This window comes from Serratia sp. JKS296 (assembly GCF_900215445.1).
GTDB lineage: Bacteria > Pseudomonadota > Gammaproteobacteria > Enterobacterales > Enterobacteriaceae > Serratia > Serratia marcescens.
On the sequence record NZ_OCMX01000001.1, the window covers coordinates 3,613,136 to 3,626,233 of the forward strand.

A 13,098-nucleotide genomic window follows, 5' to 3' on the forward strand; every position below is an offset into this window, starting at 1 on the left:
TACTCGTGCCGCCTCAGAAGAGGCGCCACCATGACTGATTGTGGGTGGAGTGCATCGATATATTCATGCCATCAAGGTATACCCGCCGCGGCAGCGCGTCAATAGCCCGCCGCCGGCGCGTAAGACGGCGTTACACTCCGGCATTTGCGTTCCTGGCCTGGCGCGCTAGGGTAAAACCTTCAACCTGAAAAAGGAGCGCATGATGAAGATCGGATTTGCCGGACTGGGTGGGATGGGCAGCGCCATGGCGGCCAACCTGTTGCAGGCGGGCTTCGCCTTAACGGTATGGAACCGCTCGCCGCAGGCGGCGCAGCCGCTGGTGAGCGCCGGCGCGCGGCAGGCCGAACGGCCAGAACAGTTGGCCGATGCCGACGTGCTGATCACCATGCTGGCCGACGATGCCGCCACGCAGCAGGTGGTCGTGGACAGCGGATTGCTGCAACGGATGAAACCGGGCGCGCTGCATATCAATATGGCGACCATCTCGGTCGAACTCGCCAAACGTTTGACGACGCTGCATGAGGAACACGGCATCGGTTATCTCGCCGCGCCGGTGCTGGGACGGGTCGATGTGGCGGCCGCCGGCAAGCTGAATATTCTGGCGGCCGGCGATAGCGAGCGGCTGAAGCAAGCGCAGCCGCTGTTCGATGCCCTCGGCCAGAAAACCTGGCACTTCGGCGCCGATCCGGCGCAGGCCAACGTGGTCAAAATCGCAACCAACTTTACGCTGGCCAGCGCCATTGAAGCGATGGCGGAAGGCAGCGCGCTGGTGCGCAACTATGGCGTGTCCGGCGCCGACTACCTGCAGATGCTGAGCGGCACCGTCTTCGCCGCCCCGGCCTATCAGGGCTATGGCGCGCTGATCGCCGCCGAGAAGTATTCACCCGCCGGATTCCGGCTGGCGCTGGGGTTGAAAGACGTCGGGCTGGCGCTGGCCGCCGGCGCCGACAGCCATACGCCGATGCCGTTCGCCGGGGTGCTGAAAGACAACTTCCTCGACGCGATGGCGCAGGGGGATGCGGATCTGGACTGGGCGGCGCTGGCCAAGGTGGCGGCGCGGCGGGCGGGCCTGAAATAACGAACGGGGGCGTTGGCCCCCGTTTTCCGTACTCAGAACACGATGTCCGCCGCGGGCACGGCGCGGATCGGCACGCCGAAGCTGTCGATATTCGACAGCGTCTCGTTATGGTGGGTGCGGATCAGCAAACCGTCGGCATAGGATTTGTCGTGGCAGGTATGCGCATCCGCCGCCAGCGTCACCGGATAGCCGCGCGCCGCGGCGCTGCGCACCGTGGTATCGATGCAAAACGGCGTGGAGTAGCCGCAAACCACCAGTTGCGATACGCCGTTGGCGATCAGTAACGCGCCGAGCGAAGTGCGCAGGAACGAGTCCGGCGTGGTTTTATCCACCCGATGGTCGCCCGGCGCCACCTTCAGCGCCGCAAGCACTTGCCAGGCGGCGCTGCCGTGCGGCAGTTCGTCGTCCGGCGTATGGTGCTGAATCACGATCACCGGCACGCCCGCCCGGCGGGCGCGCTCGCTCAGTTGGTTGATGCGCGCAACGGTGCCCGCGGCATCCGCCGGCGGCGGCGTAAACAACCCTTCCTGCACATCGATAATCAACAGCGCGCTGGTCATGGCGGCTCCCGAAGAGAAGACAAGACAAGTCGCGTCAGCACACCGGCTGGCGCGGGCGGAAAATATGGTCGACGCCCTGCTCGCGCAGCCTGTGCACCAGATCGTGCCCGCCGTTCGGCGTGGCGTGCGCCAGCTGGCGCTCGGCGGTAAACACCGGGCTGGCCCAGAACAGGTTCACCGGGTCGCCATACTGCTGAGGCAACGTCAGGTGCGCGTGATGCGGGTAGAAGGACGACGATAAAATATAGCCTTCATAGCCCAACGGCGCCACGTCGGACTCCAGCGTGTGCCCTTCGCCGATCCAGGTCAACCGCGCCCACGGCGCGTGCGCGAAACCGGCCAGCGCGCTGGCCATCTGCACCGCGTTGTCTTCGGTCATGTATTGGCTGTCGATGGCGATCGCCATCTCCATGCGGCGATAGCGCGAAGCCTCGTCGTTGAACAGGATCTCCACCCACGGCATCGGCCGGATGCTGACCCCCATGGTGAGGAAGTAATAGATGCCGTCGCGCTCGTGCTGAGTGATGGCCATCGGCGGCCACTTGCCCTGATCGATGGCGTAGTATTTTACCGAAGGGCCGAAATGCTGCTCATAGCGCGCCTGAAAATCGCGCTGCATCTTCGGCCACGGATTGCCCTCTTCACGCTGCCAGCTGCGCCAAAACTGGCGGGTGCTTTCCGCCTGCGCATATTGCGTGTTGGTCGAGGCCGAACCGAGCGGATAGGCCAGTGGGCTCTCCTTGATGCAGCTGGCCGAATAGCACACCGAATGGTCGATATACAGGCTCCAGCCGGGGATCACCGCCAGCAGTTGGCCGTAATACCACAGGGCCGCGCCGTCGTCGCTTTCGCTCCACACCACCATCAGCCCTTCCGGGTTCAGCGGCGCTTCCCCTTCCAGGTTGCGGCAAAACTCCGCCGCCAGCATCGGCGGCTGCCCTTGTTCCAACGCGGCGCGATCCTCCTGCAGCGGCGCGGCGGCCAGGTTGCGCAGCCAGCAGGCGCGCACCTGATAGCGATCGCTGTAGGCTTCGGCGGGATAGATGTAAAAATAGGCTGCCCGGTGATCTTGCTGAACCACCGCGACCAGCGTCTGGTTCTCATTGCTGACTTCAGCAAGTACGTATGACTCGTTCATATCACCTCAATAGGGTCAGGGCGCGGCAGAATCGGCTGCGCGCCAAAAATGGAATGTGGCTTTGCCCCAAGTGTAAAACGCATTACTGGCCGGATCACCCGTAAAAGTCTCAAAAACGGCCGTAAACGAAGATAAACAAAGGCTAATTATAGCGGCTGCGGCTCATGACGGCCGAGTGATGCGCCGCACCGCGCGCTGATAGGAACCGTTGCGCATCGACGCGCCCAGCACCTTGCCCAAACCGGCGGCGCCCGTTCGCACCAGCCGCCGCCGCAGCGCGCCCGGATGAAAACCGAACTGCCGCTGCGCCCAGTCGGGCAACAGATCGATGCCCGCCTGCATCATCACCCCGCCGAGCGGGCGCGCCAACGCGCTCGGCGCCGGCGCCTTCAGCAGAATGCGCGCCACCTCTTGGGTGCGTTCATCGCACACCAGCTGCGGCCGCATCGCCTGCAGGTATTCTTCGACCTCCGCGCAGGACTGAGGTATTTCAGTGGCTCCCAGCGCGGCGGCCACGCGCGCCGCTTCACGATAGTATTGATCCTGCAAATCGCGGGAAAGATGGGGGTTACGGTAGCGCAGGTGGCTGGCCAGAAAGCGGCTGCTCTCCGCCACGTGCACCCAGGTCAGCAGCGCCGGATCGCTGGCGGCATAAGGCGTGCCGTCGCCGCCGACGCCGGTTACCCGCAGATGGATGGCTTTGACTTTGGCGATCAGCCGCTCCGCCTCGGCGGTCGGGCCGAAGGTGGTGACCGACACGAACTGGCTGGTGCGGCGCAGGCGGCCGATCATATCGTCGCGAAAATTGGAGTGATCCCATACGCCGGCCAGCGCCAGCGGGTGCAGCATTTGCAGCAGCAAGGCGCTGACGCCGCCGCACAGCATCGGCGTGAAATCGCGATGTACCTGCCAGATGACAGACTGCGGGCCGAACAGCCCCGGATCGCCGGGCGGATTCTCAAAATCGACGCCGCCGAGCGCCAGCCCGGTGAGGCTGAGCACCTGTTTCTCTATCGCTGCGCGTACCGCTTCCATCCTGCCGCCCTCTTGCTCATTCAGCGGCCAGTGTAACACGCGGCGAGCGCCTCATTGCGCCCTGCGGCGGTTGAAAGCATTAACTTACTGAATTACAGTTGTTATACCGCTTGCAACAAAGCGGGCCTATTCGATCCACTGCAGAGGCGCTTTGCAGGGCGTTAACCCACGTTAATTCGGCACTAACCCCACAAAACCTCTATCTAGTTTCTTTTCCTTCAACTTAGATAGCAGAGAGTTCGATGATTACCATCAGAGCACGCGCGGCGGAAGACAACGCGCAATTGGCAGATATCTGGCTGCGTTCGGTGCGCGCCACCCACCATTTTTTAACCGAAGACAACATCGCGCAGCTGTTCCCGCTGGTGCTGAACGACTACCTGCCGGCGGTCAACGTTTGGGTGGCCGAAGAACGCCCGGGGCATCCCTGCGGCTTTATCGGCCTGAACGGCAACAAGGTGGAGATGTTGTTTATCGACGCGGATCAGCGCGGCAAAGGGGTGGGCAAAGCGCTGCTGACCCACGCGGAAACGCTGCACGATGAGCTGCAGCTGGACGTGAACGAGCAAAATCCGCAGGCCAGCGGCTTCTACCGCCACTACGGGTTTGTCATCACCGGCCGCTCGCCGCTCGACGGCCAGGGCAACCCGTTCCCGCTGCTGCACATGAAGCTGGAAAAACGCTAGCCCTCCGCCGGCCGCCCTGCGGCCGGTTTCTTCCCCCGCCTCCCCCGCCGCCTTATATATCAAATCAGAATAAGTAATAGATTTTACATTCTTCCTGTCACTATAAACCCTCGGTAGGATTGCCCGGTATTCACCCGCAACAGAGGTTCCGTCAGCCGAAAAGCCGAACGATCTCTGTCCGGCGCACCGCGCTCTGGACGGAATGCTGTGATGTATCGATAAGGATCCGCTTCGCTATGATCGTTCTTTCGAACGTTTGCAAAAGTTTTGACAGCACACAGGGCCGCGTCGTGGCGGTAGACAACGTCAGCCTGGCGGTAGAGGCCGGGCAAATTTACGGCATCATCGGCTACAGCGGCGCCGGCAAAAGCACCCTCATCCGCCTGCTCAACGGCCTGGAAACGCCCACCAGCGGCCGCATTGACGTGGGCGGTTTTGATATCGCCCGCGCCAAAGGCAGCCATCTGCGCCAGGCGCGCCTGAAAATCAGCATGGTGTTTCAGCACTTCAACCTGCTGTGGTCGCGCACCGTCAGCCAGAACATCGCGTTTTCCATGCAGATCGCCGGCGTGCCCAAGGCGCAGATTGCGCCGCGCGTGGCGGAACTGATCGCGCTGGTCGGCCTGCAGGGGCGCGAAAACGCCTACCCGTCGCAGCTCAGCGGCGGCCAAAAGCAGCGCGTCGGCATCGCCCGCGCGCTGGCCAATAACCCGAGCGTGCTGCTGTGCGACGAGGCCACCTCGGCGCTCGATCCGCAGACCACCGACGCCATTCTCGACCTGCTGTTGGACATCAACCGTCAGCTGAAATTGACCATCGTGCTAATCACCCACGAGATGCACGTGGTGCGCAAAATCTGCCACCGCGTGGCGGTGATGGAAAACGGCCGCATCGTCGAAGAAGGCCCGGTGCTTGACGTGTTCACCCGGCCGCAGCAGCCGATCACCCGACAGTTCGTCAAACAGGTGTCGCAGTATGCGGACACCGAAGAGAGCTTCAACCCGCAGCTCACCGCCCACCTGCCGGGGGCGATTTTCAAGCTGACCTTCGTCGGCGTGCAAACCCATCAGGCGGTGATCTCTGAAGTGATCCGGCGCTACGCCCTGACCGTCAACATTCTGCACGGCAAGATCAGCCACACCCTCAACGGTTCGTTCGGCGAACTGTACATCCACGCCGAAGGCAATGAACAACAAGTCGCCGACATGCTCAACCTGCTGCACGAAAGAGACATCGCCGTCGAGGTTATCCAACATGATTGAATCCCTGTTCCCCCACCTGCGTCTGGACCAACTGTGGGACGCCACCTGGGAAACGCTGTACATGACCGGCATCGCCGGTTTGGCCACGCTGGTGCTGGGCATCGTGCTCGGCGTGCTGCTGTTTTTAACCTCGAAGGGCCAGCTGTTGCAGAACCGGGCGGTCTACTCGCTGATCTCCGTGTTGGTCAACGTCTTCCGCTCTATCCCGTTCATCATTCTGATCGTGCTGCTGATCCCATTCACCAAGTCGCTGATCGGCACCATTCTCGGCGCGGACGCGGCCCTGCCGGCGCTGATCGTCGGCGCGGCGCCGTTCTACGCCCGGCTGGTGGAGATCGCGCTGCGCGAAGTCGACAAAGGAGTGATCGAAGCGGCGCGCTCGATGGGCGCCAAAAACCGCACCCTGATTTTCCGCGTATTGCTGCCGGAAAGCTCGCCGGCGCTGGTTTCCGGCATCACCGTCACCCTGATCGCGCTGGTGAGCTACACCGCGATGGCCGGGGTGATCGGCGCCGGCGGCCTGGGCAATCTGGCCTATCTGGAAGGCTTCCAACGCAACCACAGTGACGTGACGCTGGTGGCGACGTTGACGATCCTGCTGATCGTTTTCGTCATTCAGTTCATTGGCGACACCCTGACAAGAACGCTCGATAAACGTTAATTAACCAAGGAAAACGATGATGAAAAAGCACCTACTGATGTTGGCTTTCGCCTCTGTCGCCACCCTCGCCTCTTACGGCGCCGCCGCGGCGACCAAGCTGGTGGTCGGCGCCTCCAACGTACCGCACGCCGAGATCCTCGAACAAGCCAAACCGATACTGGCGAAGGAAGGCATCGATCTGCAGATCAAGCGCTTCCAGGACTACATTCTGCCGAACACCGCCTTGGCCAGCCACGACATCGACGCCAACTACTTCCAGCACGTGCCTTACCTGAACTCGGTGCTGAAAGACCACGCCGACGACAAGAGCTACGACTTCGTCAGCGCCGGCGCGATCCATATTGAGCCTATCGGCATCTACTCGAAGAAGTACAAGAGCCTGAAAGATCTGCCGGAAAACGGCAAAATCATCATGCGCGACGCGGTGGCGGAAGAAGGCCGCATCCTGTCTATTTTTGAACGGGAAGGCGTGATCAAGCTGAAGCCGGGGGTGAGCAAGGTGGACGCGCGCATCACCGACGTGGTGGAAAACCCGAAACACCTGAAGTTCCAGGCCAACGTTGAAGGCGCGCTGCTGCCGCAGATGTATAACAACAACGAAGGCGACGCGGTGGTGATCAACGCCAACTACGCCATCGACGCCGGGCTGAATCCGACCAAGGATCCGATCGCGGTCGAAAGCGGCGAAAACAACCCGTACGCCAACATCATCACCGTGCACAAAGCCGACGTGAACAAGCCGGAGATCGTGGCGCTGGTCAAAGTGCTGCACTCCAAACCGATTCAGGACTTTATCCGCGAGAAGTACCAGGGCGCGGTGATCCCGGTCAATCAGTGACGCTGTATACGGCCCGGTGAAAACCGTAATGCTGGTCAGTTAGCGTTTTTATGCAGGCGTTCGTGAAATTTTCGGTCGATAAAAGTGAGATGCCCCATGTGGCTCCCACACCTCGACCGAGCCAGGGGCCGAAGGCGCGGCCCCTGGCAACCCGCGCCTTTGCCCTATCAGACGGTTGGCTTTGCCAACGTTACTCGGCCCATCCCTGGGCCTCGCCCCTTCGGGGCCGCTGCAAGCAGCGTTCAAATCTGCTCCAGGCAGATTTGTCCTCTCTCCGCCATACCGCATTGAGGCCGGCTGCGACAGGCGTCCCTGCCTGTCTCACCTGAAACCGCCGTCCATGGCGGTTTCGCCTAATGCGCTATGCCTGCGTTCGGCGTCTTCAAGGGCGTCCAATACCGTGCTCATCTCCGATTCCTCTTCTTTGCGATATATGGGTTGCCCGGTAGCAGCCAGCTCGGGGGTTGACCTTTGGCGCGCATCACCGGCTGCCGAGCAAGACGGCATTGTCAGGGGCAACCGGCCAGGGAAGGCCGGTTGAGGCGAGACTAACAGGGACGTTTGTCGCAGCCGACCCGCCCGACAATGCAGACGCGGCGAGGGCATCCGCACAGCGGACAGACGGTGTTAAGCAAAGGCGCGGGTGGAGGGGCCGCGCCATCGGCCCCTCCAATTGCCGTTCGTATTGGCCACAGAGAAATGCGGGACATTTACGGCAATTCCCCTGCACAGAACGCCCAGAGGCTGGATAAAAAAATGCCACTCAGGCTTAACTGATCGGCATTACGGTGAAAACCGGGCCTGTTTCTACACCTTATTGCCAATCTGGCTGAGCCGCGGCCACACCAGCATCAACGCCTCCAGCAACCGCAGCAGATCGCCGCGGCTTGCCCCTTCGCGCGCCTGCACCGACATGCCTTCAATGGTGCAAATGACGTACTTCGCCAGCAGCGCGGTGTCGGTCTTCGCCAGCAGTTCACCCTGCTGCACCTTGCGATCGAAGCAGGCTTTCAGCGCCGCTTCCTGGGCATGATGTTTTTTGCGCAGCATCTGGGCGACGTCGTCGGACGCGGACGACAGCGCGGCGGAGGCGCACACCATAAAACAACCTGACGGCGTATCGGGGTCGGTAAACACTTCGACGGAAGAACGCACGTAGGCCTCGACGATCTCGGCCACCGGCAACGCCTGTTCCAACAGTTGGTTGGTGCAGGTGGTGTATTTTTGCAAATAGCGTTCCACCGCCGCGCGGAACATCCCTTCCTTGTTGCCGAATTCCGCATACAGCGTCGGCGCCTTGGCGCCGGTCACTTCCACCAGATCGGCCAGCGAGGTGGCTTCATAACCGTGCCGCCAGAACAGATCGAGCGCGCTTTCCAGCGCCCGATCGCGATCAAATTGTTTCGGTCTGCCGCGGCTTTTCTTGCCGCAGACCGCTTCATTGATACTCATCGTTCCTCTCCTATCCCGCTCCACGGCAGGGTTAGCACAAATAACTTAACGATCATTATAAAAAAATATTGCGCGCTCGTCGAGAACCGATTAACATTTAGTTATCGATCGTTAAGATAATTTAGCGAAGCGGATTCAACCCCTCTATTCACCGTTATCGGAAAGGAATTAACATTATGAAAAACTTAAAATTAACCTTAGCAGCCCTCACTCTGGCCAGCGTTTCCTTCGGCAGCTTCGCCGCTGATTTGGTTCAGAACCAACCGGCTGACCAGCAGAAAGTGGGCGTCATTACCGTCAGCGGCGCATCCGATCTGACCTCGCTGGAAAACAGCCTGGCCGCCAAAGCCGATCAGGCCGGTGCAAAATCCTTCCGCATCATCGGCGCCGGCGGTAACAACCAGCTGCACGGAACCGCAGAAATCTATCAATAACAAGGTATTAAACCAGCGGATCGCGATAATTTCGGCTCCCGACGCCAGGGTATAAAAAAAATTAATTAATGAGCATTAAAAAAATACTTGCAATCCGTCAAACCGGCATCTAACATTAAATTATCGATCGTTAATTAATTTAACGACCTTACAAAACAAATATCGTAAAGAACAAAGATAGGAAATAAGACCATGAAAAACATGAAAATGATCATCGCAGCCATCGCACTGGCCTCCGTCTCTTTCGGCAGCTTCGCCGCCGATCTGGTTAACGCGCAACCCGCCGACCTGCAAAAAGCCGGCGTCGTCACCGTCAGCGGCGCGTCCGACCTGAGCAGCCTGGAAAACAAACTGGCGGCCAAAGCCGACGCGGCGGGCGCCAAATCTTTCCAGATCATCGCCACCACCGGTGACAACAAACTGCACGGCACCGCGATCATCTACAATTAATCGCCGGATCGGCAATCGTGCAAAAGGGCGGCTCAGGCCGCCTTTTGTTTGCTTTAACGCCAACGTTCTGTTGTAAGCTGTAGCGACCTTTTCCCGCTGAGCCGAGCAACGCCATGACTCCCCTGCTGTTCCACAAATATCACGGTCTGGGCAACGACTACCTGGTCTGCCACCGTTCGGTCGCCGAACGTCTGAGCCAGGAACAGATCCGCCTGCTGTGCCACCCGCATTACGGCATCGGTTCCGACGGCCTGCTGATCGACAGCGGCGACGCCGTCAATCCCACCCTGCGCATCATCAACCCGGACGGCTCCGAAGCGGAGAAAAGCGGCAACGGTCTGCGTATCTACGCGCGCTATCTGTTCGACAGCAAGCGCGTGGCGCATCAGCCGTTTCTGGTGCACACCGCCGGCGGCGACGTGCGTTGCCAGGTGGCGGAAGACGCGCATCAGATAACCGTGGAGATGGGGGGCGCCAATTTCAGCCCGGCGGCGCTGCCGGCGTTGATCGATCTGCCGGAGGCGCTGAACTATCCGCTGCCCCTGAGGGAGGCGACGTTAAGCGTTTCGCTGGTGTCGATGGGCAATCCGCACTGCGTGGTGCCGGTGGAAAAACTGGATCTGGCGCAGGTGCATCGGCTCGGACCGCAGATTGAACGCCATCCGCTGTTCCCGAAACGCACCAATGTACAACTGGTGGAAGTAGTCGATCGCCAGACGCTGCGCATCGGCATCTGGGAGCGCGGCGCCGGCTTTACCCTCGCCTCCGGCAGCAGCAGCTGCGCCGCCGCCAGCGTGATGCGCAAGTTGGGACGAGTCGACGATCGGGTTAGCGTGCGGATGCCGGGCGGCGAACTGCAGATCGCCTTCAGCGGCGATTTTCAGGTCAGCATGCGCGGACCGGTGCATAAAATCGCCACCCTGACGCTGGACGAAGATTGTTTTGCCGGCGGCGCGGAGCTGTTTACGGGATCCACCCCAGCAGCCTGAACCACAGATAGTCCAACGGCACCAGCAGCGCAAAGCTGAGCGCGGCCAACAGCAGGCACAGCTTCAACCCTTCACGCGCCGGCACTTTGCCCATCCCCATCGCCACCACGATCGGCGAAGCCTGATACGGCAGCAGCGGCGTGGCATAGCCGATCACCTGGGTCATCAGCACCGTCAGCAGCGGCAGGCCGCTGCCCGCGGACAACGCCTGCGCCAGCGGAGTAAACAGCGCCGGCACGCCGTTGGCGGTCACCACGAAATTCAGCAACGCGGTGATCCCCACCAGCGAACCGAACGCAGCGAACGGTTTGCCATGCAGATCCGGCATCATCGCCAGCAGCGCACCGCCCAGCCGATCGCCGAGACCGGAGTGGCTGACCAGCGCGGTCAGCCCCAGGATCCCCGCCACGTAGATACAGGTGCGCACGTTAACCCCGGCGGCGAACTGCTCGCCGTTGAGAAAACCGATGCGCGGCAACAGGCAGAAGCAGGCCGCCGCCAACCCGATCCAGGCGGGAGCGATGCCGTGCCAGCTGTCGGTCATCCACAGCAGCACCGTAATGCCCAACAGTGCGATCAGCCGCCACTCGGCGGCGCTGAGCGGGGTTTGCGCCGCCTCGGCCGCCACCGGCTGCGGCCGCGCACGGAACAGGCCGCAGATGCACAGCGTCAGCAGCGCGCCTTTGGCGACCCCGAGCACCGGGGCATGCAACAACAGGTAAGAAAGATAAGCGAAGTGGCTGCCGTAGGCGCTTTCCGCTGCGCCGCTCATCACCAGATTGGGCACGTTGGCCGGCAGGATGCTGGCGGAGAGCTGGAAGGTGCCGAACCCCACCGCCAGCGCCAAACCGATGCGGCCGCGCGAGCCTTCCGCCAGACCGGCGCGATCGGCCAACGCCATGACGATCGGTATCAGCAGCGTAATTCGACCCATGTTGGAGGGCATGACAAACGCCAGCGCGTAGCTTATCGCCACCACGCCGCCCACCAGGCGGGGCCAGGAACCGGCCAGATGCGGCAAGAGTCGGTTGGCCAGGCGATCCGCCAAACCGGTGCTGCGGATGGCGGTGCCCAACACGAAGCCGCTGAGCACCAGCCAAAATGCGGAGGACGCGAAACCGGAAAAGGTCACCGCGGCGGGCGCCAGCTGCAATACCATCACCGCCGCAAAGAACAGCAGCGCGACCAAATACTCCGGCAGGCGGGCGCTGGCCCATAGCGCGATGACCACCAGCGTGACCAGCGCGGACAGCGCCATCGGATCCCCCAACATAGTTTCCTCCCTGATAAAACGTTGTGATTGTTATCAAACGGTTAACAGGGTGACACAAGGCGCGGGCGTTAACCTTGAAACCGCTCACATATCGTCGTTCTGCAGATTTTTCAGCATGCACACATTGCAGCCGTGGTGGCCGGTATTGCCGCGCCGTTCCGTCAACAGCGTGAACCCCAGCGCGTAGTACAACCCGATCGCCTCTTTCAACTGTTCGGTGGTTTCCAGGTAACAGTAGCGATACCCCGCCGCCCGCGCCGCCTTCAGCGCCTGCACCACCATATGGCGCGCCATGCCCAACCCGCGCGCGCCGGGTTTGAAAAACAGTTTTTGCAACTCGCAATAGCCGGGCTCTTCGCCGGCCAGCGGCGCCATGCCGACGCCCCCCACCACCTGCCCGCCGCGCTCCAGCACCCAGTAGTGGCCGCCGTTGTCGCGATACAGACCGGTCAGCCGATCGAGATCCGGATCGTGCAGGCTGACCCCTTCCATTTTGTCCATGCCGTACTCGCGAAACACGTCGCGAATGATCGCCGCCATCGCCGCATCGTCGCGCTCGACGATCGGCCGCACCCGCAGGTTGGCGTCGCGCTGTTTGCGCGCGCTGCGCAGCGCCGCGGTCATCTTTTTCATCGCCGCGGTAGTGCTCGCCAGCTCATCGTCGTCCAACTGCGCCAGCGCCGCCTGCATAAAACCGTCGGCGTCGCTCTCAATGCCGGCCAGCGTCTTGCCGCCCTGTTTACTCAACCGATGCAGGTTGTGCCGCTTGTCATCTGGATGATCCACCGTTTCTATCACGCCGGCGGCCACCAGGCTGCGCAGCGCCCGGCTGGCGCTGGCCTTGTCGATGCAAAGCCGGGCCGCCAGCTCGGTGACGCCCAGCGGCTGCTCGCTGACTTCGATCATCAGATGGATCTGCAGCGGCGAAAAGCGCGAGCCGTTGCTCTGCTTGTTCAACATGCCGAATTCTCTGACCAAACTGCGCGCCAATGCTCTGAAATCCCTGATGTTCACAATTGATATCCCCAATTAACTACCGATAAAAAATGAGATTTGGTTGATAGTGTTACCTAATTCTCACTACCTTAACGGATCATCAAGCCGCCATGAACCCCGGTGTAACAGAGGAGCTGATGCAAAACGTTACATTACCCAATACAGTAAACTGATTAATTCAAAAAAATCAGAATAAAAATTCATTAATTTAATGTTGATAAAACAATAAACCAGTTAAAAAACATA

14 protein-coding genes are annotated in these 13,098 nt (G+C 61.0%); 8 read left to right on the forward strand and 6 right to left on the reverse strand.

The window, feature by feature from the left end; all coding sequences use genetic code 11:
- Positions 1-202 precede the first annotated feature (202 nt).
- Positions 203-1,078 carry an NAD(P)-dependent oxidoreductase gene (locus tag CRO23_RS17280; protein ID WP_016928592.1) on the forward strand — a complete coding sequence of 292 codons (876 nt, stop codon included), beginning with the start codon at positions 203-205 and terminating at the stop codon, positions 1,076-1,078.
- Between the two features lie 32 nt (positions 1,079-1,110).
- On the opposite strand, the gene CRO23_RS17285 is transcribed toward CRO23_RS17280, so the two are convergent.
- From CRO23_RS17285 to CRO23_RS17295, 3 genes are all read right to left on the reverse strand, one after another.
- Positions 1,111-1,638 carry a cysteine hydrolase family protein gene (locus CRO23_RS17285; protein ID WP_097102548.1) on the reverse strand — a complete coding sequence of 176 codons (528 nt, stop codon included), beginning with the start codon at positions 1,636-1,638 and terminating at the stop codon, positions 1,111-1,113.
- Positions 1,639-1,672: 34 nt separating this feature from the next.
- Entirely contained in the window at positions 1,673-2,776 is a 1,104-nt protein-coding gene (locus CRO23_RS17290; RefSeq protein ID WP_033642320.1) for a suppressor of fused domain protein, read from the reverse strand.
- A gap of 162 nt (positions 2,777-2,938) precedes the next feature.
- A complete protein-coding gene (locus CRO23_RS17295; protein ID WP_097102550.1) occupies positions 2,939-3,811 on the reverse strand; it encodes an oxygenase MpaB family protein in 873 nt (290 codons plus the stop codon).
- 242 nt (positions 3,812-4,053) lie between these two features.
- On the opposite strand from CRO23_RS17295, the gene CRO23_RS17300 reads away from it, so the two are divergent.
- From CRO23_RS17300 to CRO23_RS17315, 4 genes are all read left to right on the forward strand, one after another.
- Positions 4,054-4,497, forward strand: coding sequence for an acetyltransferase (locus tag CRO23_RS17300; protein ID WP_016928596.1), 444 nt, complete (start codon positions 4,054-4,056; stop codon positions 4,495-4,497).
- Positions 4,498-4,733: 236 nt separating this feature from the next.
- The gene (locus tag CRO23_RS17305) at positions 4,734-5,759 is read left to right on the forward strand and encodes a methionine ABC transporter ATP-binding protein (RefSeq protein WP_097102552.1); all 1,026 of its coding nucleotides are present in this window, start codon (positions 4,734-4,736) and stop codon (positions 5,757-5,759) included.
- Positions 5,752-6,420, forward strand: coding sequence for a methionine ABC transporter permease (locus CRO23_RS17310; protein WP_004939505.1), 669 nt, complete (start codon positions 5,752-5,754; stop codon positions 6,418-6,420). Before CRO23_RS17305 ends, CRO23_RS17310 begins: the two co-directional genes overlap by 8 nt.
- Before the next feature lie 19 nt (positions 6,421-6,439).
- Entirely contained in the window at positions 6,440-7,258 is an 819-nt protein-coding gene (locus CRO23_RS17315) for a MetQ/NlpA family ABC transporter substrate-binding protein (protein ID WP_016928598.1), read from the forward strand.
- An 807-nt stretch (positions 7,259-8,065) separates the two neighbouring features.
- Here the strand turns inward: CRO23_RS17315 and CRO23_RS17320 are convergent.
- Complete coding sequence (locus tag CRO23_RS17320; RefSeq protein WP_016928599.1) at positions 8,066-8,710, reverse strand: TetR/AcrR family transcriptional regulator; 645 nt, start codon at positions 8,708-8,710, stop codon at positions 8,066-8,068.
- Between the two features lie 176 nt (positions 8,711-8,886).
- Between CRO23_RS17320 and bhsA (CRO23_RS17325) the strand changes: the two genes are divergently transcribed.
- The 3 genes from bhsA (CRO23_RS17325) to dapF all read left to right on the forward strand — a co-directional run bounded on the left by bhsA (CRO23_RS17325) (position 8,887) and on the right by dapF (position 10,583).
- Positions 8,887-9,144, forward strand: coding sequence for a multiple stress resistance protein BhsA (bhsA, locus tag CRO23_RS17325; RefSeq protein WP_016928600.1), 258 nt, complete (start codon positions 8,887-8,889; stop codon positions 9,142-9,144).
- A 192-nt stretch (positions 9,145-9,336) separates the two neighbouring features.
- Entirely contained in the window at positions 9,337-9,594 is a 258-nt protein-coding gene (gene bhsA / locus CRO23_RS17330) for a multiple stress resistance protein BhsA (protein WP_097102554.1), read from the forward strand.
- 113 nt (positions 9,595-9,707) lie between these two features.
- A complete protein-coding gene (gene dapF / locus CRO23_RS17335; protein ID WP_097102556.1) occupies positions 9,708-10,583 on the forward strand; it encodes a diaminopimelate epimerase in 876 nt (291 codons plus the stop codon).
- Here dapF and CRO23_RS17340 read toward each other — a convergent pair.
- Positions 10,558-11,856, reverse strand: coding sequence for an SLC13 family permease (locus CRO23_RS17340; RefSeq protein WP_097102557.1), 1,299 nt, complete (start codon positions 11,854-11,856; stop codon positions 10,558-10,560). The genes dapF and CRO23_RS17340 overlap by 26 nt on opposite strands.
- An 84-nt stretch (positions 11,857-11,940) precedes the next feature.
- The gene (locus CRO23_RS17345) at positions 11,941-12,846 is read right to left on the reverse strand and encodes a bifunctional helix-turn-helix transcriptional regulator/GNAT family N-acetyltransferase (protein ID WP_016928604.1); all 906 of its coding nucleotides are present in this window, start codon (positions 12,844-12,846) and stop codon (positions 11,941-11,943) included.
- Positions 12,847-13,098 lie beyond the last annotated feature (252 nt).